We start from the raw sequence: 26653 nt of genomic DNA on the forward strand, positions 1-26653 counted from the left end.
CGGGTGGCGGCCCCCCTGCGGGAGTCACCGCGGTCTTCTCGCTGTGGGATCCCCGACATCATGAATGCCAATTCACCACGTCGGGGCTGTCCTCGTTGGGAGAACCCCGGAGGGGTGGGCACCGTGAACCCGCGGCGGTGCCGGTTGCGTAGGTGGGCTAAGCGGCTGCGCCGCTTCAAATACAAAACGCCCGCGTTACCACAACCCACCCAACAACATCCAAAACAGCCTCTATAGCGACACAAAACACGCACCGGCATCTACCAGCGAAAACAGGATCTTGCGCGGATCAGTGCCACTGGGCGAGGACCGTGATCGTGCCCGGATCCACCTCGGTGAAACCCGCGTCGCGCACCATCGCCACCCGCGCCTGCCGCCAGGCCGTCTCCGGGTCGTCGCGCGGGTGCAGACGCGCCCAGGTCGCCGCGTCGGCCCGCCGCACCGAGCAGCGGAACCCGTCCGCCGCCCAGCCTTCCAGCTCGGCGTCCATCCCCGCCCCGTGCAGCAGCGAGGCCAGGATCATCGTCGCGTGCCCCACCTGCGCCGCGGACTTCCCGGCGCTCATCGGCACGTCCGGGTTCAGCCACAGCGTCGGCGCTCCCGGCAGCAGCGCGCCCGGCTCGTCCGCCTCCAGCTCGCTGCCGGAGATCTGCAGCCGGCTGAGCTCCTTGGGCATGTCCGCCACCCGCATCGGCAGGAACGCCCGCACCTCGGCGTTGCCGACGCGAACCGTGCACCCGGGCAGCGACTGCACCGCTTCCCAGTGCACGCCGCGCGCCCGCCGCGCCACCTTGCGGATGCGCCCGGAGATCCAGGTGTGCATCGCCTCGTGCCACTCCCCGCCCGGCTTGCAGCGCTCGTCGAGGCACACCGCGATCGCCGCCGCGGCCGCCGCCTCCAGCAGCGCCGTGCGCTCCGGCGGCTCGCGGCGCTCGATCCGCAGCACCATCGGCATCAGGACCACGTTCTCCGGGTCCTCGTCCGAGGTGTCCGCGGTGGCCTCCCCCGGCAATGCCAGCCAGGAGGCGTACCGGGCGATCAGCGGATCCAGCACCGAGTGGGAATCAGGCACACCAGGATTATCCGATTCCGCGCCACCGGTATTCCGCCCGGCCGCCGACGTCACACGTCCAGCGGCACCCGCCGCAGCACGCCGTCCTCGGTGTCCGCGGACTCGATCTCGGCGCGGGTGACGCCGAGCACGAACAGCACGGTGTCCAGGAACGGGTACGACAGCGCGGTGTCGGCGACCTCCCGCAGCGCGGGCTTGGCGTTGAACGCCACGCCGAGCCCGGCAGCGGAGAGCATGTCGATGTCGTTGGCGCCGTCGCCGACCGCCACGCACTGCGCCGCGGGCACCCCGAACGACTCGGCGAACCGCCGCAGCGCCTTGGCCTTGCCGGCCCGGTCCACGATCTCCCCGATCACGCGGCCGGTCAGCTTGCCGTCCACGATCTCCAGCTCGTTCGCGGCGCTGAAGTCGAGTCCCAGCTCGTCCACCAGCTGGTCGATGATCTGGGTGAACCCGCCGGACACGACGCCGGTGTGGAAGCCCAGGCGGCGCAGCGTGCGGATGGTGGTCCGGGCGCCGCGGGTGAGTTCGAGCTCCGCGGCGACGTCGTCGAGCACCGAGGCCGGCAGGCCCTCCAGCACCGCGACCCGCTGCCGGAGCGACTCGGCGAAGTCCAGCTCGCCGCGCATCGCCCGCTCGGTGACCTCGCGGACCTCCTGCTCGCAGCCGGCCCGCGCGGCCAGCATCTCGATGACCTCGCCCTGGATCAGCGTGGAGTCCACGTCGAACACCACCAGCCGCTTGGCCCGGCGGGCCAGCCCGGTGCGCTCGACGGCCAGGTCGACGCCGGTGCGCGCGGCCAGGTCGGCCACCGCCGTGGTCAGCGCGTCGTCCGATCCCTCACCGTTGTCCGGGGCGCTGACCTGCAGCTCCAGCCCGGTCACCGGGTAGTCGGCGACGCGCCGGATGGAGTCGATGTTGACGTCGAGCTCGGCGAGGCCGCGCGCGACGTCGCTGAAGTTGCGGGCGGTCACCGGCTGCCCGAGCACCACCACGACGTGCGTCGAGCCGAGCTTCGCGGCGCCGCCGTCCTCGGTGCCGATCGCCACGTCGACGGTCATGCCGACGGTGGCCATCGCCTGCTCAACGGCCTCCTGCAGCTGCTCCGGGTCGCGTTCGGTGGACACGAGCACGCCGAGCACCAACCGGCCGCGGATCACCACCTGCTCCACGTCGACGATGTCCACACCGTGCCGCGTCAGCGCGGCGAACAGCACGGAGGTGACCCCCGGCTTGTCCTTCCCGGTCACGGTGATCAGCACGGTGGTCGCGTTCACGGCTGCGGTTCCCTTCTCGGTTCTTCGTTCAAGCGGCGAAGCCGCTTAGCCCACCCTCGCAACCCGCACCGCCGCGGGTTCTCAACAGTGCTCTGCGGGGACACCCCCGCATCCCGAGCGATCTCGCGAGGACAGCCCCAGCGCCGCGTATTGGTCATGCACAAGTCGGGGATCCCGGAGTCGAGACTGCCTCTGAGATTCCGCTACCCGCACCGCGACGCAAGCCCATCTGGAACAGTCCTCTTTCCCCCGAACATGCGATGAGCCCCGGCGGGGCACGCCCGCCGGGGCTCATCGTCGAGCTAGCCCTACCCTGGCACAGTTTCGCCGTGCGGGGCTAGCGCGCAGGTCACTTCTCCGCGTCGTCCGACGCGCCGACCGATGGCTGCTCCTCGTGCTTGTGCGCGAGGGTCTTGCCGGTGAGGCTGAGGTGCGCCTCCAGCCGCATCCGCTCCGAGATGTGCGGGTAGTGCAGCTCGAACGCCGGCCGCTCGGAACGGATCCGGGGCAGCTCGGTGAAGTTGTGCCGCGGCGGCGGGCAGGAGGTCGCCCACTCCAGGGAGTTGCCGTAGCCCCACGGGTCGTCGACCGTGACGACCTCGCCGTAGCGGTAGCTCTTGAACACGTTGTAGAGGAACGGCAGCATCGAGGCGCCCAGGATGAACGCGCCGATCGTGGAGACCGTGTTCAGCGCGGTGAAGCCGTCGGACTCCAGGTAGTCGGCGTACCGACGCGGCATGCCCTCGTTGCCCAGCCAGTGCTGCACCAGGAACGTGCCGTGGAAGCCGATGAAGGTCAGCCAGAAGTGCAGCTTGCCCAGCCGCTCGTCCATCATCCGGCCGGTGATCTTCGGGAACCAGAAGTAGATGCCGGCGAAGGTGGCGAACACGATCGTGCCGTAGAGCACGTAGTGGAAGTGCGCCACCACGAAGTAGGTGTCCGAGACGTGGAAGTCGACCGGCGGCATGGCCAGCAGGACACCGGTGAGACCGCCGAAGAGGAACGTGACCAGGAAGCCGACGCTGAAGATCATCGGCGTCTCGAAGGTCAGCTGCCCCTTCCACATGGTGCCGATCCAGTTGAAGAACTTCACACCGGTCGGGACCGCGATCAGGAACGTGGTGAACGCGAAGAACGGCAGCAGCACCGCGCCGGTGGCGTACATGTGGTGCGCCCACACGACGACCGACAGGGCCGCGATGCCCAGCGTGGCCAGCACCAGGCCGGTGTAGCCGAACAGCGGCTTGCGGCTGAACACCGGGAAGATCTCCGAGACGATGCCGAAGAACGGCAGCGCGACGATGTAGACCTCGGGGTGGCCGAAGAACCAGAACAGGTGCTGCCAGAGGATGACGCCGCCGTTGGCCGGGTCGAACACGTGCGCACCGAGGTGGCGGTCGGCCATCAGACCCAGCAGCGCGGCGGTCAGGATCGGGAACGCCATCAGGATCAGCAGGCTGGTGACCATGATGTTCCAGGTGAAGATCGGCATCCGGAACATCGTCATGCCGGGCGCGCGCAGGCAGACCACGGTGGTCAGCATGTTGACCGCACCGAGGATGGTGCCCAGACCGGAGACCGCCAGGCCGGCGATCCACATGTCCGCGCCGTGGCCCGGCGAGTGCAGGGCGTCCGACAGCGGGGTGTAGGCGAACCAGCCGAAGTCGGCGGCGCCACCCGGCAGCAGGAAGCCGCTGACGACCATCAGGCCGCCGAACAGGTACAGCCAGTAGCCGAGCGCGTTCAACCGCGGGAACGCGACGTCCGGCGAACCGATCTGCAGCGGCAGCACGTAGTTCGCGAAGCCGAACAGGATCGGCGTCGCGTACAGCAGCAGCATGATCGTGCCGTGCATGGTGAACAGCTGGTTGTACTGCTCCTGCGACAGGAACTGCATCCCCGGAACGGCGAGCTCACCACGGATCAGCATCGCCATCAGGCCGCCGACCAGGAAGAACGCCATCGACGTGACCAGGTAGAGGATGCCGATTTGCTTGTGATCCGTGGTGCGGAACATCCGCGCCAGGAATGACCCCTTGACCGTTTTGCGCACCGGATAGGGGCGCGTGGCGATCGGCTGTGGCGCGACGGCCGTCACGGTGCCTCCTGCACTCCCTTTTGAAGCCTCTCCGAACCCGACTGGGTCCGCCCGACCCGGTTGGGTCGGTTGACGAACATGCGACACCCTGCAGGGCCCCTGCAGCACAAACCAGTCGCGATGCCTGCCGACTGCGGATACTAGTCCGGGCGTCCGGCCGTAGTTCGGCCGGGCCGTAGCCACCCTATTCATTGCGACGTGCCCAGTCACGCGTAGTGAGATCAACTCGACAGCACGCGCACGGCGGGCGGTCCCCGGCGACGTCGGCCGCACGCGCCCGCGGGGCGCCGGTTAGCCTACGAGGCAAGAGGTCCGGCAGCCCACCTGCGATCAGCAGCTACCGATCAACGGGCCGCCCTGGGACGACGTCCACCAGATCCTGGAGGGGAAGCACGTGCGGAGGAGCACGATCATCGGCGCTGTGCTGATCGGCGGTCTCGCCCTCGCGGGCTGCACGCCTGCCGAGGCACCGAGCGACCAGCCCCCGGCCCCCGGCACGCCGCCGCCCGCGACCGCGTCGCAGCACACCGGGCAGGGGCACGCCGCGGCCGGCGAGCACACCGCGACGGACCGCGAGTTCGCGCAGCAGCTGCTGGCCAACCGGCAGCAAGTGGTGCAGCTCGCCGGGCTGGCCGGGAGCAGCGCGCAGAGCGCCGAGGTCAAGTCCCTCGCCGCCGAGTTCAAGCAGGCGGTGCAGCCGCAGGTCGATCAGCTGACCGCGTTCCTGAACTCCGCCGTCGGCCAGCAGTCCGGCAGCGCCCCGGAGGACGAGGCAGGCGACGCCGCCGACGCCGGCCTGCAGACCGACCAGCAGTTGCAGCAGGTCTCGCAGCTGACCGGCGCGCAGTTCGACCAGCAGTGGAAGCAGGCGATGCTGTCGCTGCAGCAGGGCGCCGGGAAGCTGGCCCGCACCGAGCAGGAGGAAGGCTCTGCGCAGCAGATGCGCGAGCTGGCCGAGGAGCTCGTCGCCGAGGAGCAGCAGACCGTCACGAAGCTCGACGCCCTCTGATCCGAGGCACCGAACGGGGCCGCAGGCGATCCGCCCGCGGCCCCGTTCGCGTTCCCGCTCGGCTAGCGGGTGCCCGAACGTCAGGCAAGATCAGGCGACTTCCCGGCCCGGGTCGAACGTCGGGCGGAGCCACCACGCGAGCGCGCGCCGAACAACCGGCGGGCCAGCGCTTCCAGCACGGCCCCGAGCAGGGCCACCACGAGGTAGGCGGGCCAGAGCAGCAGGTGCGTGGCCGCCGGGGTGCCGACGTCGAGGAGCTGCTCGTCGAATCCGGCGAGCAGCGCGCCGACTGCCAACAGCAGCACCGGCAACCTCAGCCCGGACCGGAGCAGCAGGAAGCCCGCCACGGCGAACGCGAGGATGTTCCCCACCAGCGCCCAGGCCAGCAACCCGCCGGACAGCGTGGTTCCGAACACGGTGCACGCGGTCGCGATCACGGCCAGCACCACGGCCGACCCGAGTGCCTTCCGGCGGCGCGGCCGTTCCTGACCGCGCCGGAGCCCGGCCGCGCCGACGAGCACGAGCAGTCGCGGCCAGCCCGCCGCCAACGCCCCGATCCACTGCGGACCAGTGCCGACGAGCACTCCACCCACCTCGATGCGCTCGCCGGAGCCCACGACCTCGCCGAGCAGCACCAGCACCGTGACAGCGCCGAGGCACCACATCGGTGCCCAGTTGTTCCGGCCGGCGCGGAACGCCAGGGCCGCGGGCACCGCCAATCCGATCAGCAGCGGATCGAGCGGATACCCGAACAGGACGCCGAGCAGCGCGATCAGCGCCGCGTAGGCCGCACCGCAAGCAATGCTGATCACAATTCCTCCTGGAACAGCTCGACGACCCGGCGGACGGTGTCCGCGGTGGCTGCCGCGTTGGCCTGCGGGGTTCCGCCGCCCGCGGCCCAGAAGAGGCCCGGGATCAGCGCGGCCGCGGTGGTGTACGAGGTCGGGAGGTTCGGCACGTCGAGGATGAAGTGCCCGGCTCCCGGCTGGACGACGTGCTCGGCCCGGTCGCCGAGTCGCCGCGCGGCGACGTCCAGCAGCAGCTGCGACGGCCACATCTCGTCCCGCTCGGCGGAGATCAGCAGGAACGCGGCATCGCTGCGCTCGACCGGGATCGCCGCGCGATCCAGCTCCTCCCGCGTGGCCGTCGTGCCCTGGGTGTCGACGAACTGCCCCGGGCGGCCGCGCGCGGCTGCGGCCAGGAAACCGACCGGAGAGCCGGGCGAAGCGATCACCAGCGGCGGGAGGTCGGCACCGGCGTGCGTCCAGGACGATCCCGGCGGCGCCATGCTCGGGAACACCGCTCCGGATCCCACGATCGACGCCACCGCGCCCACCCCGGGCGAGAACGCGCCGAGCACCAGCGCGAACTCGCCGCCCCTGGACAAGCCGACCACGCCGACCCGCCCGTCGGAGACCTCCGGCCGAGCCCGCAGCCAGTCCACCGCGCGAGTGCCATACTCGACCGGGATCCGGTCCATCGCGGGTGGCAGTCCGGGCAGCCCGAAGTAGGCCAGGCCCAGCACGGCGAACCCCTTCCCGGCCAGGAACCGCCCGAGCTCGGGATTCGGCCGCCCGCCTTCGGAGCCGCCCAGCAGGATCACGCCCGGGTGCGGCCCGGGGCCGGGTGGCAGGTGGAGATCACCGACCAGCCCGCCCTCGGCGATCGGCGTCGACCGCACTCCCGGCGCGTGCAGCGGTACCACCACCGGTTCCTGCGCCAGCGTGCGTCCGCCGACGTCGACGCCGATGGTCAGCTGGACCTCGGGGCCGCTCAACGCCGCTCGCGGTTCGAGCACCGGTTCTCCGGACGGCAGCCGCATCGACCACAGCAGTCCGGTCGGGTCCGCTCCGGTGTAGGTGCCGCCGACCGGGGCGTGCTCGGCGATGTCCACGCGCCCGCCGCGATCCGCCGCGAACGTCGCCCACGAAGTCCACAGCCGACCGCGGTCGTCGGTCATCCGCGCCCACACCGAAGCCCGCGCCCCCGGCGTCAATCCGCTCACCACGACCGCCAGCGGCTCGTCGATCGCACCGCCGCCGACGTCCAGCGCAGGTGCGGCCCGGGTGGTGCCCGCGCACCCGGCGAGCAGCAGCGCCGCGGCCAGCAGGCCGATCACACGTCGCATCGAAGCCTCCACTTCAAGATCGAGTGGGGTCAACGGTGCGGTCTCCCGCGACTGGAGGGTCAAGCCCGCGGAATCCGCCTCTTCCGCAGCGCTCCGACGAAACCTACTATGAGTAGCCTACTGTCGAGTAGATAACGTCGACCGAGGGAGTGCTCATGCCGAACGTGTCCGGCAAAGTCATCCTGATCACCGGTGCCGCGCGCGGGATCGGCGCGCAGACCGCGCGGGAGCTGGCCCGGCGCGGTGCCCGGCTCGCCCTGGTCGGCCTGGAGCCCGACGAGCTCGCCGCCGTGGCCGCGGAACTGGGCGGCGGCCACTTCTGGGCCGAGGCCGACGTGACCGACCCCGACTCGATCGAGGCCGCCGTGGCCGCCGCCGTCGAGAAGCTCGGCCGCATCGACGTGGTCATCGCCAACGCCGGGATCGCACCGGTCGGCACGGTCCGCCACGCCGACCCGCGCGCGTTCGTCAAGACCGTCGACGTCAACCTCAACGGCGCCTTCCACACCGCCCGCGCCACCCTGCCGCACCTGATCGACCGCCGCGGCTACCTGCTGGTGGTCTCGTCGCTGTCGGCGTTCAGCCCGACCGGCGGCATGGCCGCCTACACCGCGAGCAAGGCGGGCTCGGAAGCGCTGGCCAGCGCGATCCATTCGGAGGTGGCGCACCTCGGCGTCGCGGTGGGCAGCGCGCACCCGTCGTGGATCGACACCGACATGGTGCGCGACGTCGCTCAAGACCTGCGCACCTTCGCCGCGATGCGCAAGCGGCTGCCGTGGCCGATGCGCGCGACCACCAGCGTCGAGAACTGCGGCAAGGCCTTCGCCGACGGCGTGGAGCGCCGCGCCCGCCGCGTCTACGTGCCGCGGGCGATCATGGTGATGCACTGGCTCCGCAACGTGCCGTCCTCGCGACTGGTGGAGTGGCTCCTGCGGCCCACCCTGCGTCGCCTCATCCCGAAGATGGAGCAGGAGGTCGCCGGGCTGGGCCGCTCCCTGAGCGAACGCCACCAGAAGCTCCAGGGCTGATACCCGTGTGTGTTTTGTGTTGCCATAGCAGCACAAAACACACACGGCCCCGAACGGCTGGGACCGGTGGCCGGGTTGTCTGACGCGGAAGGCGGCCCCGGCCACCGGAGTCTCAACGCGAGCGCTGCTCGCCGACCAGCGGGCCCACCCGCCGCCGAAGCGGCGCCGCGGGTTGCCGCTGCCGTTCCCGCTCGACCTTGGCGATCAGCAGCCAGACGGTCTGGTCGTTGCGGCCCGTCGCGCTGTGCTGCGGGCGGCCGGGCGTCGCCGCGGTGATCCAGCTCGGCGCGCGGGCCAGCATGCCGCCCACCGTCGCGCCGATCGTGTTGCACACGATGTCGTCGGTGGACGCCACCCGGCCGGTGATGGCCAGGAACTGGACCAGCTCGATCGAGCAGGCCAGCACCAGCCCGCCGAACGCGATCTTGACGATGCTGTCGAACCACCGAACCCGCTGCGGGACCAGCACGCCGAGCGGCAGCAGCAGGATGAGGTTTCCCGCCAGCTGCACCCAGGGCAGTGAGTCGCCCGGGTCGGCGGCCAGCGCCATCGACACGTCCTTCCCGAGGTCCGGCCGAACAGGTTCGGCCGGAGGCCGCTGGGGCGTGAAGACGAGGAATCCCACGCAGAGCACCGAGAGGACCAGCACTCCGTCGATCAGCGGGCTCCACCGCAAAGATCGTGCCGTCAAGTAGTTGCGCACCAATGCCGATCCGACCGCCGCCACCACGGCGACCGGGAGCAGAACGGTGACCACTGGTACGAATCCGTCGAATGCCACGAGAATCTGCTGCACGTTCGCCGCACTTCCTCTGGCCGCCATCGCCAGGACCACGCGGCCGCCGAGAAATCCACAGTGGATCTACCAGCGACGCGGAACCGTTGGGAATCCTCATTTCCAGCGGTCGGCGCTGACCGAAATATTCGGGGTGTCAGGGATTGGTGGCGGTCGGACGCCGTCTCGGGGCTTCACGACGTCCGACCACCGGTGAGCCCCGCCGCGAAACCGCGGCCGGGCCGGGGCGATCAGGCGGAACGGCAAATCGGCCACTGCGATGGCACCGCCGCCGGGGTTCGGTGCGCGCCAGCCACATGACCTACCTCCGCCACTACCCCGCACTGCTCTCGTAAAGATCTGGAATCGAATCGGTCGCGGTCGAACATAACGACCGGAGAACGAACCTCCACCGGACTGGCAAAAACCCGCCACCACCGACAGAACAGGCCACTGTGGACGAAAGGAACCGGGAAGAGGCGACTACCGGCCAATTCTCCGGCGCACGGCTCGTTACAGAACGAATCCGCCCGTAATTGCCAGAATTCCCATGCCCATCCGCGAGCACGGAATTGTGAATTCCACATGACACCGGATTGACCGAAAAGGAAAGTTCGCCATGCCGCCGAGATCCCGGCGGCATGGCGCTGCGGCAGCGCCTCGCGGGGCTCCTGCCGGCCGCTCAGGCGACCCGCGCAGCCGACACCGCCGCGGGTTCTCAGACCGTGCTCATCCGGTCAGGGTTCTCGGCGAGGACAGTCCCGACGCGACGCATTGGATATGCGCGTGTCGGGACCCCACGGCGAGATGAAGTGCCGCCGATCAGGACGAGTCCGTTAGTCCTTGCCGCGGCGGAAGAGGCGGAGGATCGGGTCGTAGCGGCGGTCCGCCACTCGCTCCTTCAGCGGGATCAGCGCGTTGTCCGTGATGTGGATGTTCTCCGGGCAGACGTCCGTGCAGCACTTGGTGATGTTGCACAGGCCCAGGCCGTGCTCGCCACGCGCCTCTTCCGGGCGGTTCTCGGCCGCGTCCAGCGGGTGCATCTCCAGCTCCGCCACCCGCATCAGGAAGCGGGGGCCGGAGAAGGCCTGCTTGTTGTCGTCGTGGTCGCGGATGACGTGGCAGGTGTTCTGGCACAGGAAGCACTCGATGCACTTGCGGAACTCCTGGGAGCGCTGCACGTCCATCTGCTGCATCCGGTACTCGCCCGGCTCCAGCCCCTCCGGCGGCGCGAACGCCGGCACCTCGCGGGCCTTGGTGTAGTTGTAGGACACGTCGCAGACCAGGTCCTTGATCAGCGGGAACGTCCGCATCGGGCTGACCGTGATCGTCTCGGCCTGCTCGAACGTCGACATCCGCGTCATGCACATCAGCCGGGGCCGGCCGTTGATCTCCGCCGAGCACGAGCCGCACTTGCCCGCCTTGCAGTTCCACCGCACCGCCATGTCCGGGCACTGGGTGGCCTGCAGCCGGTGGATGATGTCGAGCACGACTTCGCCCTCGTTGACCTCGACGGTGTAGTCGCGAAGCGCGCCGTCGTCCGAACCGCGCCACACCCGGAAGTGCGCCTGGTATCCCATCTACAGCCCCTTCACCTGGACGTCCGCCAGTTCTTCCTCGGTGTAGTACTTGCGCAGCTCCTCGAGCTTGAACAGCTCCAGCAGGTCGTCGCGCATCGGCACCTGCGGCTCCTCGTCGACCTCGATCCGCTCGTGGCCGACTCCGCACACCAGCAGCTTGCGCCGCCAGGTGGACTCCATCGCCGGGTGGTCGTCGCGGGTGTGGCCGCCGCGGCTCTCGGTGCGCAGCAGCGCGGCGCGGGCAACGCATTCGCTGACCAGCAGCATGTTCCGCAGATCCAGGGCCAGGTGCCAGCCCGGGTTGAACTGCCGGTTGCCCTCCACCGCTAGGTGCTCGGCGCGCGCCCTGAGATCCCGCAGCCGCTCCAGCGCCTGCCGCATCTCCGCGCCCTTGCGGATGATCCCGACCAGGTCGTTCATCGTCTGCTGCAGTTCTGCATGCAGCGCATAGGGATTCTCCGCGATCGGCGAGGCCGCGGAGGCGAACGGGTCCTGCGCGCGCCGCGCCGCGGCGTCCACATCGGACTCGGAGATCTCCGGGCGGGCCGCGAGGCCGGCGATGTACCCGGCGGCGCCCGCACCGGCGCGGCGGCCGAAGACCAGCAGGTCGGACAGCGAGTTCCCGCCGAGCCGGTTGGATCCGTGCATCCCGCCTGCCACCTCGCCGGCCGCGAACAGGCCCGGCACCCGCGACGCCGCCGTGTCCGGCTCGACCTCCACGCCGCCCATCACGTAGTGGCAGGTCGGCCCCACCTCCATGGACTCCGCGGTGATGTCCACGTCGGCGAGTTCCTTGAACTGGTGGTACATCGACGGCAGCCGCTGGGTGATCTGCTCCGCGGGCAACCTGGTCGCCACATCCAGGAACACCCCGCCGTGCTGCGAGCCGCGGCCTTCCTTCACCTCGTTGTTGATCGCGCGCGCCACCTCGTCGCGCGGCAGCAGCTCCGGCGGGCGGCGGTTGTTGTCCGGGTCGTCGTACCAGCGGTCGGCCTCGGCCTCGTTGTCCGCGTAGTTGTCCTTGAAGACCTCGGGGATGTAGTCGAACATGAACCGGCGGCCCTCGGAGTTGCGCAGCACTCCGCCGTCGCCGCGCACCGACTCGGTGACCAGGATGCCCTTCACGCTCGGCGGCCACACCATGCCGGTCGGGTGGAACTGCACGAACTCCATGTTGATCAGCGACGCCCCGGCCCGCAGCGCCAGCGCGTGCCCGTCGCCGGTGTACTCCCACGAGTTCGAGGTCACCTTGAACGACTTGCCGATCCCGCCGGTGGCGAGGATGACCACCGGCGCCTGGAACAGCACGAACCGCCCGGACTCCCGCCAGTACCCGAAGGCACCGGAGATCCGGCCGGAATCCTTCAGCAGCTCGGTGACCGTGCACTCCTGGAAGACCTTGATGCGGGCCTCGTAGTCGCCGCGCTCGGCGTGGTCCTCCTGCTGCAGCGACACGATCTTCTGCTGCAGCGTGCGGATCAGCTCCAGCCCGGTGCGGTCGCCGACGTGCGCCAGCCGCGGGTACTCGTGGCCGCCGAAGTTGCGCTGGCTGATCCGGCCGTCCGGGGTGCGGTCGAACAGCGCGCCGTAGGTCTCCAGCTCCCAGACCCGCTGCGGCGCCTCCTTCGCGTGCAGCTCCGCCATCCGCCAGTTGTTCAGGAACTTCCCGCCGCGCATGGTGTCGCGGAAGTGCACCTGCCAGTCGTCGCGGGAGTTGACGTTGCCCATCGAGGCGGCGATGCCGCCCTCGGCCATCACGGTGTGCGCCTTGCCGAACAACGACTTGCACACCACGGCCGTGCGCAGGCCCTGGGAACGCGCCTCGATCGCCGCGCGCAGACCCGCGCCGCCGGCGCCGATCACGACGACGTCGTACTCGTGCCGTTCGATCTCCACCATCGACTTCCTTCTATGTCACAAGCGGCGGCAGCCGCTTGCGGTGTGGGACTCAACTGGCACCGCCGCGGTTTCTCAGGGGTCCTTCTCGCGAGGACAGCCCCGACGTGGTGAATTGGCATTCATAATGGCGGGGATCCCACAGCGAGAAGACCGCGGTGACTCCCGCAGGGGGGCCGCTACCCACACCGCTACGCAAACCACTGGAAACACTCTCTGGCTAGTTGAACAATCTCGGGTCCGGGAATGCGCCGCTGGCCACCAGCAGCACGTAGAGGTCCACCAGGGCCACCGACACCAGCGATGACCAGGCCAGCAGCATGTGCTTGCCGTTGAGCCAGGTCACCTTGGTCCAGAACCAGTAGCGCACCGGGTGCTTGGAGAAGTGGTTGATGCGGCCGCCGATCAGGTGCCGGCAGGAGTGGCAGGACAGCGTGTACGACCACAGCAGCACGACGTTGGCCACCATCAGCAACGTGCCCAGCCCGATGCCGAAGCCACCGTCGGCGCCCCGGAAGGCGATCACCGTGTCGTAGGTGAGCACCGCGGCCACGACCAGCGCCGCGTAGAAGAAGTAGCGGTGCACGTTCTGCATGATCAGCGGGAACCGGGTCTCGCCGGTGTAGCGGCGGTGCGGTTCGGCGACCGCGCAGGCCGGCGGCGACGCCCAGAACGACCGGTAGTAGGCCTTCCGGTAGTAATAGCAGGTCAGCCGGAAGCCGAGGACGAACGGCAGCACGAAGATCGGCGGCGGCACGAACGGCCCCAGGTCCGGCGCCGGCTGCCCCCAGTGGCTTGAGCCGGGCACGCAGGCCGTGGACAGGCAGGGCGAGTAGAACGGCGCCAGGTAGTGGTACTCGGGAACCCAGTACCACTGGTTCATGAAGGTGCGGATCAGGCCGTAGACCACGAAGGCCAGCAGCCCGAGGAAGGTGACCAGCGGCGGCAGCCACCACCGGTCGGTTCGCAGTGTTCGCACGGAGATCCGTGCCCGTCCGGTGGCGGATGGTGGTGCGGACATTCGCAGACCTCGATGTCTAGGTTCGTCCGGCGGTGCTCACCTGAGGTCGCTCATTGTGGATCAACGGCCCTGACCCAGGTAGTCCCCCAACCGGCGCAACCCGGTCGTGGTCTTCCCCCGATCAAGCGAGATGCGGGGGATCTCATCCCCCGCATCCGGGCCGGTCCACTGCGGACAGGCGGGCGGCTGCCGACTGGCGGCGTGCAGTGCCTGTGTCGGCCTAATGCGGGGCCCGCCCGCCCAGCCCCTCGTCGTCGGCGTCGCGCCACAGCGACGGGTCGTAGGGGGTGTCGGGCACGATCACCACGTCCTCGGTGGACTCGGTGCTGCGCCGCTGGGTGGGCATGGTGCCGGAGAGTTCGGCGACGTCTATGTCCAGCCGCTCCACGTCGTTGTGGATCCGGCGCACGGCCGGGGCGTCGCCGTAGCGCGACCGCAGCGCACCGACGCTGCTGCGAAGCTGCGCCAGGACACGCTGGAGATCGGCCAGTTCGGTCGTCGTCGAGGCCATTGGCGAACACCTCTTCCGCCTAGTGGGGCCAGTACCGCACCGACTCTGCCCTCAACGACGGTATGTGACAAGTGCCACACTGTAGATCTTGGCCGAATTCCCCCACCGGGGTCAGGCGGCCGAGAAACGCCGTGAGTGCTTTGGGGCGCCATGGCACCCCAAAGCACTCACGGGACCTGACCGGCGGCGCCCCCCGAAGCCGCGATCAGGTGTCCTGGTCTTCGTCTTCCCGGGGGTTTCGGCGGCGGTCTCGGTAGACGATCACCGCGACCACCGCCACCACCGCGAACGTCGGGACGAAGAACGGGACCGCCGTGATGATCGGGTGGCTGGCCAGGACCAGCTCCGTCGCACCGGCTGTCATGCCGTGCCGTCCGCGAGCCGGGCGACCGGGACCGCGCGGCGCTTGGCCCGGCGGGCCTTCGGCGGGCCCGAGATCGCGCACGACACCCGCTGCGCTCCCCATCCCAGCGACATCACCAGCGCCACCGAGCACGCCAGGACCACCAGCGACGCGCTGATCCACAACCACGGCGGGATGTCCAACTTCGTTTCCCGCTGCAACACCTGCCACTCCGGCTGGCCGTCGCGGGTGAACAGCGGCTCCGCCGCCAGCTCGGGCAGTCCCAGCGCCGCGTCGGCGGGCATGTGAATCGGGAACGCGAGCATCGCGCGGCCGTCGTGCAGCCGCAGCAGCGTCTTGGCCGTGCCGCTGACCGGCACCGGCTCGGTGGTCCGGTAGTGGCCGTCGCCGATCCGCCGCAGGTGGTCGACCTGCAGCGTGCCGCCCTGCCAGCTGGTCACCGCCAGCCACGTCGGGTCCTGGGCGATCGCGGGCGGGTCCAGCCGCACGTCTGCCTGGCCGGTCCGCCCGTCCAACGCCATCGTCGCGCGCACTCCCGCGGGCGCGGTGCCGATCAGCCCGTTGGTGACGCCCAGCGCGATCGCCAGCAGGGCGCCGCCGAACACCGCTCGCCGCACCGGCAGGCTCGGCAGCTCGCCGCGCAGGGCGCACACGAGCAACGCCCCGAGCAGGCCTCCGCTGACGCCGCCGACGGTGGCCATGAGCACGCCTTCCAGCAGCATGTCGGGCGTCCACGGCATCACGAAGGCGAACTGCGTCCACACGTACTCGCTGGCGAAACCGATCGTGCCGATGAGCAGGCCGGACACCGTGCCCAGCGCCAGCGGCCTGCGCAGCAGGGCGACCGCCGCGATCTCCACGCACAGCGCCTCGACGACGTACAGCGGGACGGCCGCGAACAGCTCCCCGATCACCGGGCCGACGATGACCGAGACGCCGCCGCGGATCAGGACGTAGAAGCCGACCGCGAACAGCGCGCCGCCCCGGCCGACCCACATGCGGGCGGCCACCAGCGCGCACCCGGCGGCGACGGCGATCAGCAGCGGCTGGTGCACCAGCCGGAACTGCGGGACGCCGAAGTCGAACTCGGCTTGGAAGACCGACAGCCCGGCGAGCATCCCGCCGCCGATCATGCCGCGCCGCACGTAGCAGGCAATCATCGTCTCGGCCCGGCCGGTGCGGGCGAACCGGCCCTCGCGCTCCAGCAGGGCGAGCGCGATCAGCGACAGGCCCGCGCCGCCGATGAGCATCAGGTGCGTCGGGCCCCAGAGCGTGACGTCCTGGCCGAAGATGCGATGCCAGACGTCGTCGAGCGGGAAGCCCAGCAGCGCGTAGAAACCCGCGCCGGCCAACAGGATTCCGCTGGTCGGCGCGTACCAGTCGCGGGTGATCCGCACCGCCGCGCGGCCGGGGCGTTCGCCCAGCGGCAGCACCATCGCCAGCATGCCCGCGGCGAACAGGCCGAACAGCCCGAACAGGATCGGGTAGTGCGCGATGTTGGCCAGCGGGCCCTCGTCGCGGCCCTGCGTGATGTGCAGCGAGATGTCCCAGTACATGCCGAGCAGCGCGAGCACCAGCGAGCCGAATGCGAGCTGCATCGGCAGCGCCGCCCAGCCGGGCAGCCCGCGGAGGAACCAGGAGTGCTCGGAGCGCTCGGCGAGCCGCGCGAGCACCTTGGTGCGGCCGGTGCGGTGGCCGTAGCCGAGCAGGAGCAGGAGCGCGGTGAGCAGCGTCGCGCTTCCCGAGGCGATCAGGATCTGGTCCAGGGCGGCCCCACCGGCCGGGCGGGTGTCCGGCAGCTGCTGCATGAGCGAGGTCATGGCAGTAGTGGAACACGCGGAACTAGACAATGTCACGCCCTAATGTGACATTGACTGTTGTCATGGTTTGGACTTCACCTGAGCGGCCTACGGAGGATTCATGACGACCGCACGAGGCTTCGGATTCGCCTTGCTGGCCGGCGGCGAACGTCGTCGCGGCGGACTTCGAGGTCACCGGCGGCCAGGTGCGCGGCTCGTCGGAACGGATCCAGGCCCCGCTCGGCAGCCTGGTGAAGCTCACCGTCCGAAGCGACGAAGCGGACGAACTGCACGTGCACGGCTACGACAAGTCCGCGCAGCTCCGCCCCGGCGAGCCGGCGACCGTCGAGCTCCGGGCGGACATCCCCGGCGTGTTCGAGATCGAGCTGCACCACTCCGGCTCGGCGCTGCCCAGCCTGGTGGTGCGGTGAACTTCCTCGCCCACGGGCTCGGCGGCCGCACCGACCTGCCGCTCAACGGCGTCGCGGCGATCATCGGCGGCGGCATCGCGGTGGCGATCTCGTTCGCCGCACTGGCGAAGCTCTGGTCGCGGCCGTGGCTGAACCCCGACGCCGGGCGGCCGCTGCCGGTCCTGCGCTTCGTCGATTCGGCCGGACTTCGTTGGGCAGCAAGGATTCTGACGCTCTCACTGGCCGTTCTCGTGGTGGCCGCGGCGTTCCTCGGGCCGCCGGAGACGGAGAAGAACCTCGCACCTTGGGCGCTGTACGTGACGTTCTGGGTCGGCCTGGTGCCGCTCAGCGCGCTGTTCGGGCCGGTGTGGCGGATCGTCAACCCACTGCGAACGCTGCATTCCTGGCTTTCCCTGGGCGGCCGGGATGACCGGTACCCGGCGCGCCTGGGTTACTGGCCCGCCGCGGTGTGGCTCGGCGCTTTCGTGTGGCTGGAGCTGGCCCTGCCGGCGCGATCCGATCCGCGCGTGGTCGGCGGCGTGATCCTCGGCTACGCGGTGGTGAATCTCGTCGCGGCGCGGGTGTTCGGGGCGGGCTGGTTCGCGCGCGGCGACGGCTTCGAGGTGTACGCGACGCTGATCGCGCGGCTGTGCACCATCGGCCGCCGCAGCGACGGCGCGCTGACCCTGCGCAATCCCCTGGCCGGGCTGGTGCGCACCGACGACGAGCCGGGAATGGCCGCGGTGGCGTGCGTGCTCATCGGAGCCACCGGGTTCGACGGCCTGACCAGGACGACCTTCTGGCTATCCGGCGGCGTTCTCGGCGACACGCTCGGCCTGCTCGGCTCGATCGCCGCCGTGTCGGCGCTCTACGCGGTCGCGATGCGGCTCAGCGCCCTGGTCTCGCCCGCGCGCGGGCTTCCCGGGCTGTTCGCGCCGACGCTGCTGCCGATCGCGCTCGGCTACGCCATCGCGCACTACTTCTCGTTCTTCCTGCTGGAAGGGCAGACGACGCTGATCCTGGCCAGCGATCCGTTCGGCACCGGGCTGAACCTGTTCGGCACCCGCGACCACGCCATAGACTACCGGCTGGTGTCGCCGGAGCTGGTGGCGATGGTGCAGATCAACGCGATCGTGCTCGGCCACATCGCCAGCACCGCCGCGGCCCATGACCAGGCCCTCCGCCTGTTCCCGCCGAAGCAGGCCCGCCGCGGCCAGCTCCCGGTGGTGATCGCGATGGTCCTGCTCACCTGCACCGGCCTGCTGCTCCTGCTGTCCGGCTGACGATCCACTGTGGATTTTCTACTTCGAGTGCCGCGCCGTGCCGTTCACCTGGTCAAGATCCGTGAGTACTTTTTGTCGCTATAGAGGCTGTTTTGGATGTGGTGACGTGCGGATGTGGTAACGCGGGCGTTTTGTATTTGAAGCGGCGCAGCCGCTTAGCCCACCCTCGCAACCGGCACCGCCGCGGGTTCACGGTGCCCACCCCTCCGGGGTTCTCCCAGCGAGGACAGCCCCGACGTGGTGAATTGGCATTCATGATGTCGGGGATCCCACAGCGAGAAGACCGCGGTGACTCCCGCAGGGGGGCCGCCACCCGCACCGCCACGCAGAACGAGCCTGGAAACAGGCTCTATAGCAGCACAAAGTACTCACGGGCATTCACCTGGGGAAACGTCTAGCACGGCGGATCCATCCACTGTGGTCGATCGCGACGCGGCGCCGTGACTCAGCCCGCGATCGCGGCCAGGCCGGCGAGCAGGGGTTCCAGGCCGAGTTCGAACTGCTCGTCCAGGCCGTGGTTCCGGGTTTCCCGGGCCGCGGCCACCACGTGCGGGAACTCGGCTTCGGGCAGGGCGGCCATCGGCGAGCCACCGGCCGAATCCGCCGGGCCGACCAGGTCGAGCTGGGCGAATCCGATGGCATAGCTGAAGACAAGACGCGACCCGCCGACCATCGCCGACCCGCGCAGGCCCGCGTCGTGCAACGCGGTCATGACGGCTTCCGGCAGGCGCAGCGCCACCGGGTCGCTGTATTCCCGCAGCGCCAGCAGCGGCGTTGCGTTGGGATGCCGGAAGACCAGCGTGCGGATGCCGTGCGCCAGGGCCGTGATCCGCTCCTGCCAAGGCAGCGTCGCGTCCGGCACCGGGAGCGCGGCGAGCAGGCGCTCGATGACCAGGCGTTCCAGCTCCGAGCGGTCCGCCACGTGGTGGTACAGACTCATCTTGCCGACGCCGAGGCGCTCGGCGACCGCTCGCATCGACAGCCCGTCGTGGCCCGACTCGTCGAGCACCTCCAGCGCGCCCGCCACGACGGCTTCGCGGGTCAGCTTCGGCGGCCGCCCGCGCCGCCGCGGGGCATCTGACGTGGTCACGAGCCCAACCTAACGCAGTTCCTCGACCGGACCGACACCTGCTGCTAGATTTTTCGTCCAGACGACGAAAAATAGGAGAACGGCATGCGCACCAAGTACGGACTGGTCCTGTTCACCAACTCCTTCGGGAGCGGGGCGACCGGCCGCGAGGTCTTCGAGTGGTCGCTGGAATACGTCCGCGAGGCCGAACTGCACGGCTGGCACGAGGCATGGACGACCGAACACCACTTCAACTCCCGCGCCCAGAACCCGTCGGCCCTCGCGATGGCGGCCTTCCTGCTTGGCCGCACGAACCTCGACGTCGGCACCGCGGTCTGCGTGCTGCCCAACCACCACCCGCTTGCCCTCGCCGAGCAGACCGCGGTGCTCCGGCACCTCTCCGGAGACCGGTTCACGCTCGGCGTCGGGCGCGGACAACCGCTGGTGGACCTGGACATCTTCGGCACCGGACTGGCCGGATTCCGCGACATAGGTGAATCCGTGGCACTGCTCGACGAGGCCTTGCGGCAGGGGGGCGCGAAGGGCAGCGGCGAGCGGTACCGCTTCGACGAGGTGCGGATCGTGCCGGCACCGGAAACGTCCCGCGCGCCGTTCGTGCTGGCCTCGCAATCCCCGGAATCCGCGCGAATAGCCGCGCGCCACGGACTTCCGGTGCTGCTCGGCCCGTTCATCGACGTGGCGGCGAAGCGCGCGGTGCTGGACGCGCACGCCGCCGCCGCGGCCGAGTACGGCCACCGGCTGGACCCGCGGGACAACATCGACTCGTCGTACTTCGCCATCGCCGACGAAACCCCGGCCGCGAAACAGCTGCTGACGAACGGGATCGCCGAGTTGAACCTGCAGATCTCCCGCGAGGCCGTACCGCTGGTCGACCACCCGGCACCGACGGCCGCGCAGGCGCTCGACGCGGCCGCTGGGCTGGCCGACTGCCACATCGCTGGCGACGTGGCGGAATGCCGCAGGCAGCTGGCCGACCGCGTCGCGGCCCTCGGCGTCGGGCGCGTCCTCCTGATGCCCGAAGGCGCGGGTTCCCGCGAAGCCACGCTGCACACGATCCGCGAAGCGGAGAAGGTCTTCGCGGGCTAGGCCGCGGCTTTTCAGGCGGAGCCGGCGTCTCGCCGGTCGGCGGGCGGGATGGTGCGGAGGAGATCCTTCTCGGAGGCCGTGACATGGATCGTCGCCCAGGACAGGGCCAGCGCCGCGTCGCCCGCTTCGAGCGCCTCGTAGATCGCCTGGTGCTGGGACATGATCCGCTCGCGCGCGTCGGCGATGTTCAGGGCGTTCCAGGTCCGGGCCCGCAGGGCTCGCGCCGCCAGGCCGTTGACCACCGAGGTCAGCGTCCGGTTGCCGGTGGCCGCCATGATGCAGGCGTGGAATTCGGCGTCGTGCGCGACGAGTTCCTCGATCGTCTCCGATCGGCGCATCGCGTCGAGGTGACCGCGCAGCTGCGCCAGCTGTTCGGGCGTGATCCGCTCCGCGGCGAGCGCCGTCGCCTGCGGCTCCAGCAGGCGGCGGAGCTCGAAGATCTCCGGCAGCGTGTCGTCCTGCATGAGCTCGACCGCGTGGGCGATGCCCTCCAGCAGCCGGTGCGGTTCCAAGCTCGTCACGTACGTTCCGTCGCCGCGCCGGACGTCGAGCACCTGCGCGTGCACCAGCGCCGTCACGGCCTCCCGCATCGAGCTGCGGGACAGGCCGAGCTGCGCGGCGAGGTCCGGTTCTCGCGGCAAGCGGGTGCCGGGGCTCAGCTCACCGTCGGCGATGAGCTGGCGGATCTTCTCGATCGCGTCATTGCTCCGCCCCATCCCGCTCCCTCCACATCAGTCGGCCCGCGCACCGCTCGTGAGCACTTTGGTCCGCTATAGCGATCCAAAGTACTCACGAGCAGCATCAGCCGATACATCAGATGTTCTGAGCTGTCAACGTTGATCGTTCAATCGGGGCATGGCGGCGAAATCTGTTGCTCCACCAGGATATTGGCCGGTCAGCGGCCGCGGAAGCGCGCTCGGCGTATTGCTCGAAACATCAGATGTGTCCTAGAGTCGCGGACGTCCCGAGCACCGTCGAATCCCTTCGACCAGCACCGTTTTCGCCCCCCGCACATCGGCCGCAACGCCGAGGAGACTCGCCGGTCCGGCACGACACCCGCCGAACGTCAGCAAGTCGCGGTCGGCGATCGAGTTCGAAGGAGCATGATGGCAACGCTGCGTGAAACCCTGGAGGCCGGTCGCCCGACGGTCGGCGGCTGGTGCTCGATCCCCAGCCCGTTCGCCGCCGAGCTGATGGGCCGCTGCGGGTACGACTGGGTGTGCATCGACACCCAGCACGGGCTCGTCGGCTACGACCAGATGGTGCCCATGCTGCAGGCACTGGCGATCACCGGGACGCCGACCTTCGTGCGGGTGCCGTGGAACCAGCCGGACCAGATCATGAAGGCCCTGGACGCCGGCGCGCAGGGCATCATCGTGCCGATGGTCAACACCGCCGAGGAGGCCCGGCGCGCGGTCGAGGCGGCGAAGTACCCGCCGATGGGTTCGCGCAGCTGGGGCCCGATCCGGGCGGCGTTCGACGTCGACGACTACACGCCGGAGGCCGGCAACCGGCGCACCGTCCTCGCCGCGATGATCGAAACCCCGGAAGGCGTGCGGAACGTGGACGAGATCCTGTCCACGCCGGGCATCGATGCGGCCTACATCGGCCCGTCCGACCTGGCACTCGGCCACGGGATGGCGCCCGTCCTGGCGGTCCGCGAGGCCGAGCACGAGCAACTCGTCCGATCCATTTTGGACAGTTGCCGACGCAACGGCGTCCTGGCGGGCATCCATTGTGACAGCGCCCAAACCGTGCAACGCTGGCATGACCTGGGCTTCGACCTGGCGTCGCTGAGCTCCGACGCGGTCCTGCTCCGCGAGGCGGCCACCGCGGCGGTCCGCCAGCTGGCGGGGCGAGCGGAGCAGGTCGCAGGCTCCGGCAACTACGCCTGAATGACGGGCAACTACGCCTGAATGACGGTTTCCAAACTCATCTTGCATAGCGGTGCGGGTAGCGGCCCCCCGGCGGGAGTTACGGCCGCCGCCTGGCTGTGGGATCCCCGACTTACGTATGACCAATACGCGGCATCGGGGACTGGCCTCGCCCAGTAGCCCAGCAGGGCGGGCACAGTCTGAGAACCCGCGGCGGTGCAAGCTGCGTACGTGGGCCAAGCGGCTGGCGCCGCTTCAAAGACGAAGACCAAACAACCGCAAACCGTGCACCAAAACGGCCGCGAGTCTTGTGCGGCGCGGGGCGTCGCACCAGACTCACTGGTCGGTTCCCGATTCTTTGACTGCGAGGCACCATTGAGCATTCTCGGCACCCGGGTCGAACGCCGCGAGGACCCGCGCCTACTCACCGCCGGCGGCACCTATGTGGACGACCTGCGCGATCCCGCACTCGCCGGGGCGCTGCACGTCACCTTCGTACGCAGCCCGCTGGCGCACGCCAAGATCACCGAGATCGACACCTCGGCGGCCCTCGAGCTGCCCGGCGTGGCCGGCGTGTTCACCGGCGCGGACGTCGACCTCCCGCCGTTCGTTTCGCAGATGGGCGTCAGCGGCCCCCCACCTGCCGCGATGGAACGACCGCACCTGGCCCGCGACACGGTCCGCTACGTCGGCGAGCCGGTGGCCGTGGTGCTCACCGAGACCCGCGCGCAGGGCGAGGACGCCGCCGAACTCGTCTCCATCGACTACGACCCGCTGGACCCGGTGATCGACGTCGCCGACGCGTTGCGCGACGAGATCCTGCTGTTCCCGGAGGCGGGCACCAACATCACCGGCACCAGCGGCGAACTGGACGACTCGCTGTTCGACGGCTGCGAGGTCGTCGTCACCAAGCAGATCGAGAACCAGCGCCTCGCCGCCGCGCCGCTGGAGGTGCGCACCGCCGCCTGCGCCTGGGACGGCGACAAGGTCACCCTGTGGCTGTCCAACCAGAACGCGCAGAGCTGCCGGGACGAGCTGATGGCGAACCTGGGGCTGCCGCAGGAGCGGATCCGGGTGATCACGCCCGACGTCGGCGGCGGCTTCGGCGCCAAGATCGGCGTCGAGCAGGAGGCCGCGTTGCTGGCGTTCCTGGCCAAGCGCGCCGGCCGCCCGGTGAAGTGGGTGGAGAGCCGCAGCGAGAACCTGGTCGCGATGACCCACGGCCGCGCGCAGCGGCAGGTGGTGACCATCGGCGGGCGCCGCGACGGCACCGTGCTGGCCTACCGGCTGGAGATCGTCCAGGACGTCGGCGCCTACCCGCGGATGGGCGCGTTCCTGCCGCTGTTCACCCGGTTCATGGTCAGCGGCGTCTACGACATCCCGAAGGTCGATTCTGCGGCGCGCTGCGTGGTCACCAACACCACGCCGATCGGCGCCTACCGAGGCGCGGGGCGGCCGGAGGCGACCGCCGCCGTGGAGCGCGCGATGGACCTCTTCGCCGCCGAAACCGGCGTCGACCCGGCCGAGGTGCGCCGGCGCAACCTGGTGCGCCCCGAGCAGTTCCCGTTCGACACGCCAGGCGGCATGACCTACGACACCGGCGAGTACATCAAGGGCCTGGACGCGGTGCTGGAGGCCGCCGACTACAAGGCGCTGCGCGAGGAGCAGGCCAAGCGCCGCGCCGAGGGCGCCGCGCTCCAGCTGGGCATCGGGCTGGCCAGCTACGTGGAGATCACCGCGCCGAACAACACCGAGGGCGAGACCGGGCACGTCGAGATCCGCCCGGACGGCAGCGTTCTGGTGCTCACCGGCAGCTCCCCGCACGGGCAGGGCCACTGGACCTCCTACGCGATGCTGGTGTCCGACCAGCTGGGCATCGACCTGGACAAGATCGAGGTCGTGCACGGCGACACCGACCTGATCCCGAAGGGCGTGGGCACCATGGGTTCCCGCTCGCTGCAGCTGGGCGGGTCGGCGGTGCACCGGGCCTCGGTGGACGTCAAGGAGAAGGCCCGCAAGCTGGCCGCGGAGCTGATCGAGATCGACGAGGCCGACCTCGAACTCGCCGACGGCACGTGGCAGGTGCGCGGCACGCCGAGCGTCGCGATGTCCTGGGCGGAGCTGGCCCAGCGCGCCGACGAGGGCCTGGCCGCCGACGTGCACTTCACCGAGGACCGGCCGACGTTCCCGTTCGGGTCGCACCTGGCGGTCGTCGAAGTCGACACAGAAACCGGCAAGGTGAACTATCTTCGGCACGTGACCGTTGACGACGCGGGCGTGATCATCAACCCGATCCTCACCGAGGGCCAGCGGCACGGCGGCATCGCGCAGGGCGCCGCCCAAGCACTGCTGGAGGAGGTCTCCTACGACGCCGACGGAAACCCGCAGAACGCCAACCTCGCCGACTACTCCTTCATCACGGCGGCCGAGCTGCCCAGCTTCGAACTGCTGACGATGGAAACCCCGACGACACTAAACCCGTTGGGAGTCAAGGGGATCGGCGAGGCGGGCACCATCGGCGCCACCCCGGCGGTGCAGAACGCAGTGGTCGACGCCGTGGCCCACCTCGGGGTCAAGCACATCGACATGCCCACCACACCCGAACGGGTGTGGAAGGCCATCCAAGCCCATTCATGACTCAATTTGCGGAGGTGGTCCCGTAACGGAACCTCAGACGCCGCCTCGGTCCGGGATCCCCGACATCATGTATGTCCAATACGCCACGTCGGGGCAGGGCCTCCCCAGAGAGCCCTTCTCGGGGCGGGAGGAGTCTGAGAACCCGCCGGTGGTCACCCTGCGTGCGTGGGCCAAGCGGCTACGCCGCTTCAAAGACAGGAAGATAACGAGGCATAGACCGCCCGCGGAGTTGGTTCGGGTGAGTGGATCACACTGACCCGACAAGTGCTTAGGAGTTCGTTTCGTGCAAGTTTCGATCAACGTCAACGGCGAGCAGCGCAGCCACGAGGTCGAGGACCGCACGCTGCTCGTTCAGTACCTGCGGGACGACTGCGGCCTGACCGGCACCAACATCGGCTGCGACACCACGTCGTGCGGGGCCTGCACGGTGCTGCTCGACGGCGAGTCGGTGAAGTCGTGCACCGTGCTCGCGGCCCAGGCCGACGGCCATGAGATCACCACCATCGAGGGCCTCGCCGACGGCGAGGAGCTGCACCCGATGCAGCGCGCCTTCCAGCAGAAGCACGGGCTGCAGTGCGGTTTCTGCACGCCGGGCATGGTGATGGCCTCGGTGTCGCTCGTCGAGGAGAACCCGAACCTGACCGAAGCCGACGTGCGATCCGGCCTGGAGGGCAACCTCTGCCGCTGCACCGGCTACCACAACATCGTCGAAGCCGTGCTGACCGCGGCCAAGGAGAAGTCGGGGGCCGCGGAATGATCCCTGCCGCGTTCACCTACAAGAAGGCGAACACCGTCGAGGAAGCGCTGAGCCTGCTCGCCGAGCACGGCGACGACGCGAAGCTGCTCGCCGGCGGGCACTCGCTGCTGCCGCTGATGAAGCTGCGGCTGTCGGTGCCGGAGGTGCTGATCGACCTCGGTGGCCTGCGCGACCTGTCCTACATCCGCGAGGAGGGCTCGGAGATCCGGATCGGGGCGCTGACCCGGCACCACGACCTGGAGCACTCCGAGCTGCTGGCCCGCGAGGTGCCGCTGCTGGCACACGCCGCGGGCACCATCGGCGACCCGCAGGTCCGCCACCGCGGCACCATCGGCGGCTCGCTGGTGCACGGCGACCCGGCCTCCGACCTGCCCGCGGTGGCGCTCGCGCTGGACGCGGTGCTGGTCGCGCAGGGTCCGTCGGGCACGCGGGAGATCCCGGCGACGGAGTTCTTCACCGACTTCTTCGAGACCGCGCTCGGCGAGGACGAGCTGCTGGTGGAGATCCGGGTCGCGAAGAACCCCGCGCAGGGCTGGGACTTCCAGAAGTTCACCAAGCGGGCCATCGACTGGGCGGTCGTCGGCGTAGCCGTCGCCGGTCAGCGCGTAGCGCTGGTGAACATGGGCCCGGCGCCGATGCGGGCCCGCGGCGTGGAGGAGGCGCTGGCGAGCGGAGCGAGCGCCGGCGAAGCCGCGGAGCGGGCGGCGGAGGACACGTCGCCGCCGGACCAGGCCAGCGCCAGCGCCGACTACCGGAGGCACCTGGCGAAGGTGCTGGTGCGCCGGGCGCTGGAAGCCGCCGCGGCACGCGGCGCGTAGCGGCTCTGACGAAGGCGGAGCTTCGCGATCGAGTTTCCGCTGGTAACGGGGCCGTGGGGGGTTTGGGGGGGGGATGGCGGCCAAAAACAGAACGGCCACGGGCAACCGGCATACCCCGCAGCCCGCCGGCCCGCCGGCCG

The 26653-nt window shown here is 70.0% G+C and carries 23 protein-coding genes; 9 read left to right on the forward strand and 14 right to left on the reverse strand.

All coding sequences use genetic code 11. The features are described 5' to 3' along the window. Positions 1 to 289 precede the first annotated feature (289 nt). From AB0I53_RS43365 to ctaD, 3 genes are all read right to left on the reverse strand, one after another. Complete coding sequence (locus AB0I53_RS43365) at positions 290 to 1072, reverse strand: peptidyl-tRNA hydrolase (protein ID WP_358615359.1); 783 nt, start codon at positions 1070 to 1072, stop codon at positions 290 to 292. Positions 1073 to 1122: 50 nt separating this feature from the next. After that, positions 1123 to 2349 carry a phosphoserine phosphatase SerB gene (gene serB / locus AB0I53_RS43370; protein WP_358615361.1) on the reverse strand — a complete coding sequence of 409 codons (1227 nt, stop codon included), beginning with the start codon at positions 2347 to 2349 and terminating at the stop codon, positions 1123 to 1125. Positions 2350 to 2698: 349 nt separating this feature from the next. Further along, positions 2699 to 4447: a cytochrome c oxidase subunit I gene (ctaD, locus tag AB0I53_RS43375; RefSeq protein ID WP_358615363.1), complete on the reverse strand. Its 1749-nt coding sequence runs from the start codon at positions 4445 to 4447 to the stop codon at positions 2699 to 2701. A 394-nt stretch (positions 4448 to 4841) separates the two neighbouring features. Here ctaD and AB0I53_RS43380 point away from each other — a divergent pair, with 394 nt between their 5' ends. Then, the gene (locus AB0I53_RS43380) at positions 4842 to 5456 is read left to right on the forward strand and encodes a DUF305 domain-containing protein (RefSeq protein ID WP_358615365.1); all 615 of its coding nucleotides are present in this window, start codon (positions 4842 to 4844) and stop codon (positions 5454 to 5456) included. 80 nt (positions 5457 to 5536) lie between these two features. Here the strand turns inward: AB0I53_RS43380 and AB0I53_RS43385 are convergent, their stop codons facing one another. Beyond that, positions 5537 to 6268, reverse strand: coding sequence for a hypothetical protein (locus AB0I53_RS43385; protein WP_358615367.1), 732 nt, complete (start codon positions 6266 to 6268; stop codon positions 5537 to 5539). Then, positions 6265 to 7584 carry an acyl-CoA thioesterase/bile acid-CoA:amino acid N-acyltransferase family protein gene (locus AB0I53_RS43390; RefSeq protein ID WP_358615369.1) on the reverse strand — a complete coding sequence of 440 codons (1320 nt, stop codon included), beginning with the start codon at positions 7582 to 7584 and terminating at the stop codon, positions 6265 to 6267. Before AB0I53_RS43390 ends, AB0I53_RS43385 begins: the two co-directional genes overlap by 4 nt. A gap of 155 nt (positions 7585 to 7739) precedes the next feature. On the opposite strand from AB0I53_RS43390, the gene AB0I53_RS43395 reads away from it, so the two are divergent. Next, the gene (locus AB0I53_RS43395) at positions 7740 to 8612 is read left to right on the forward strand and encodes an SDR family oxidoreductase (protein ID WP_358615371.1); all 873 of its coding nucleotides are present in this window, start codon (positions 7740 to 7742) and stop codon (positions 8610 to 8612) included. Positions 8613 to 8724: 112 nt separating this feature from the next. Here AB0I53_RS43395 and AB0I53_RS43400 read toward each other — a convergent pair whose 3' ends face one another. The 7 genes from AB0I53_RS43400 to AB0I53_RS43430 all read right to left on the reverse strand — a co-directional run bounded on the left by AB0I53_RS43400 (position 8725) and on the right by AB0I53_RS43430 (position 16579). Beyond that, positions 8725 to 9408 (reverse strand): VanZ family protein, encoded by a 684-nt coding sequence (locus AB0I53_RS43400; RefSeq protein ID WP_358615373.1) that lies wholly within the window; start codon positions 9406 to 9408, stop codon positions 8725 to 8727. 815 nt (positions 9409 to 10223) lie between these two features. Then, positions 10224 to 10967 (reverse strand): succinate dehydrogenase/fumarate reductase iron-sulfur subunit, encoded by a 744-nt coding sequence (locus tag AB0I53_RS43405; protein ID WP_358615375.1) that lies wholly within the window; start codon positions 10965 to 10967, stop codon positions 10224 to 10226. Next, positions 10968 to 12866: a fumarate reductase/succinate dehydrogenase flavoprotein subunit gene (locus AB0I53_RS43410; RefSeq protein ID WP_358615377.1), complete on the reverse strand. Its 1899-nt coding sequence runs from the start codon at positions 12864 to 12866 to the stop codon at positions 10968 to 10970. It abuts the gene before it with no gap. Positions 12867 to 13083: 217 nt separating this feature from the next. After that, on the reverse strand, positions 13084 to 13884 hold the full coding sequence (locus tag AB0I53_RS43415; protein ID WP_358615379.1) for a hypothetical protein: 801 nt from the start codon (positions 13882 to 13884) through the stop codon (positions 13084 to 13086). 220 nt (positions 13885 to 14104) lie between these two features. Beyond that, the gene (locus AB0I53_RS43420; protein WP_358615381.1) at positions 14105 to 14395 is read right to left on the reverse strand and encodes a hypothetical protein; all 291 of its coding nucleotides are present in this window, start codon (positions 14393 to 14395) and stop codon (positions 14105 to 14107) included. Positions 14396 to 14600: 205 nt separating this feature from the next. After that, the gene (locus tag AB0I53_RS43425) at positions 14601 to 14759 is read right to left on the reverse strand and encodes a hypothetical protein (protein ID WP_358615383.1); all 159 of its coding nucleotides are present in this window, start codon (positions 14757 to 14759) and stop codon (positions 14601 to 14603) included. Further along, a complete protein-coding gene (locus AB0I53_RS43430; protein WP_358615385.1) occupies positions 14756 to 16579 on the reverse strand; it encodes a hypothetical protein in 1824 nt (607 codons plus the stop codon). The genes AB0I53_RS43425 and AB0I53_RS43430 overlap by 4 nt, the downstream gene beginning before the upstream one ends. Before the next feature lie 185 nt (positions 16580 to 16764). On the opposite strand from AB0I53_RS43430, the gene AB0I53_RS43435 reads away from it, so the two are divergent. Then, positions 16765 to 16989 (forward strand): hypothetical protein, encoded by a 225-nt coding sequence (locus AB0I53_RS43435; RefSeq protein ID WP_358615387.1) that lies wholly within the window; start codon positions 16765 to 16767, stop codon positions 16987 to 16989. After that, positions 16986 to 18251: a hypothetical protein gene (locus AB0I53_RS43440; protein ID WP_358615389.1), complete on the forward strand. Its 1266-nt coding sequence runs from the start codon at positions 16986 to 16988 to the stop codon at positions 18249 to 18251. Before AB0I53_RS43435 ends, AB0I53_RS43440 begins: the two co-directional genes overlap by 4 nt. 445 nt (positions 18252 to 18696) lie before the next feature. On the opposite strand, the gene AB0I53_RS43445 is transcribed toward AB0I53_RS43440, so the two are convergent. Next, on the reverse strand, positions 18697 to 19341 hold the full coding sequence (locus AB0I53_RS43445; RefSeq protein ID WP_358615391.1) for a TetR/AcrR family transcriptional regulator C-terminal domain-containing protein: 645 nt from the start codon (positions 19339 to 19341) through the stop codon (positions 18697 to 18699). Positions 19342 to 19425: 84 nt separating this feature from the next. Between AB0I53_RS43445 and AB0I53_RS43450 the strand changes: the two genes are divergently transcribed. Beyond that, positions 19426 to 20427, forward strand: coding sequence for an LLM class flavin-dependent oxidoreductase (locus tag AB0I53_RS43450; RefSeq protein WP_358615393.1), 1002 nt, complete (start codon positions 19426 to 19428; stop codon positions 20425 to 20427). An 11-nt stretch (positions 20428 to 20438) separates the two neighbouring features. Here AB0I53_RS43450 and AB0I53_RS43455 read toward each other — a convergent pair whose 3' ends face one another. Then, positions 20439 to 21143 (reverse strand): FadR/GntR family transcriptional regulator, encoded by a 705-nt coding sequence (locus AB0I53_RS43455; protein WP_358615395.1) that lies wholly within the window; start codon positions 21141 to 21143, stop codon positions 20439 to 20441. 390 nt (positions 21144 to 21533) lie between these two features. Between AB0I53_RS43455 and AB0I53_RS43460 the strand changes: the two genes are divergently transcribed. From AB0I53_RS43460 to AB0I53_RS43475, 4 genes are all read left to right on the forward strand, one after another. Then, complete coding sequence (locus AB0I53_RS43460; protein ID WP_358615397.1) at positions 21534 to 22322, forward strand: aldolase/citrate lyase family protein; 789 nt, start codon at positions 21534 to 21536, stop codon at positions 22320 to 22322. Between the two features lie 354 nt (positions 22323 to 22676). Next, positions 22677 to 24938 (forward strand): xanthine dehydrogenase family protein molybdopterin-binding subunit, encoded by a 2262-nt coding sequence (locus AB0I53_RS43465; protein WP_358615399.1) that lies wholly within the window; start codon positions 22677 to 22679, stop codon positions 24936 to 24938. 283 nt (positions 24939 to 25221) lie between these two features. Beyond that, on the forward strand, positions 25222 to 25695 hold the full coding sequence (locus AB0I53_RS43470; RefSeq protein ID WP_358615401.1) for a (2Fe-2S)-binding protein: 474 nt from the start codon (positions 25222 to 25224) through the stop codon (positions 25693 to 25695). Beyond that, positions 25692 to 26513 carry a xanthine dehydrogenase family protein subunit M gene (locus AB0I53_RS43475; RefSeq protein WP_358615403.1) on the forward strand — a complete coding sequence of 274 codons (822 nt, stop codon included), beginning with the start codon at positions 25692 to 25694 and terminating at the stop codon, positions 26511 to 26513. The genes AB0I53_RS43470 and AB0I53_RS43475 overlap by 4 nt, the downstream gene beginning before the upstream one ends. Positions 26514 to 26653 lie beyond the last annotated feature (140 nt).

Origin of the sequence: Saccharopolyspora sp. NPDC050389 (genome assembly GCF_040655595.1) — a bacterium.
In the GTDB taxonomy this organism is placed as follows: Bacteria; Actinomycetota; Actinomycetes; order Mycobacteriales; family Pseudonocardiaceae; genus Saccharopolyspora.

Coding starts and splice junctions, on each gene's coding strand:
- AB0I53_RS43415 (WP_358615379.1), bottom strand. CDS start 13,884: ATGTCCGCACCACCATCCGCCACCGGACGGGCACGGATCTCCGTGCGA.
- AB0I53_RS43460 (WP_358615397.1), top strand. CDS start 21,534: ATGGCAACGCTGCGTGAAACCCTGGAGGCCGGTCGCCCGACGGTCGGC.
- AB0I53_RS43450 (WP_358615393.1), top strand. CDS start 19,426: ATGCGCACCAAGTACGGACTGGTCCTGTTCACCAACTCCTTCGGGAGC.
- AB0I53_RS43405 (WP_358615375.1), bottom strand. CDS start 10,967: ATGGGATACCAGGCGCACTTCCGGGTGTGGCGCGGTTCGGACGACGGC.
- AB0I53_RS43390 (WP_358615369.1), bottom strand. CDS start 7,584: ATGCGACGTGTGATCGGCCTGCTGGCCGCGGCGCTGCTGCTCGCCGGG.
- AB0I53_RS43455 (WP_358615395.1), bottom strand. CDS start 21,143: ATGGGGCGGAGCAATGACGCGATCGAGAAGATCCGCCAGCTCATCGCC.
- AB0I53_RS43420 (WP_358615381.1), bottom strand. CDS start 14,395: ATGGCCTCGACGACGACCGAACTGGCCGATCTCCAGCGTGTCCTGGCG.
- AB0I53_RS43475 (WP_358615403.1), top strand. CDS start 25,692: ATGATCCCTGCCGCGTTCACCTACAAGAAGGCGAACACCGTCGAGGAA.
- AB0I53_RS43425 (WP_358615383.1), bottom strand. CDS start 14,759: ATGACAGCCGGTGCGACGGAGCTGGTCCTGGCCAGCCACCCGATCATC.
- AB0I53_RS43410 (WP_358615377.1), bottom strand. CDS start 12,866: ATGGTGGAGATCGAACGGCACGAGTACGACGTCGTCGTGATCGGCGCC.
- AB0I53_RS43430 (WP_358615385.1), bottom strand. CDS start 16,579: ATGACCTCGCTCATGCAGCAGCTGCCGGACACCCGCCCGGCCGGTGGG.
- AB0I53_RS43395 (WP_358615371.1), top strand. CDS start 7,740: ATGCCGAACGTGTCCGGCAAAGTCATCCTGATCACCGGTGCCGCGCGC.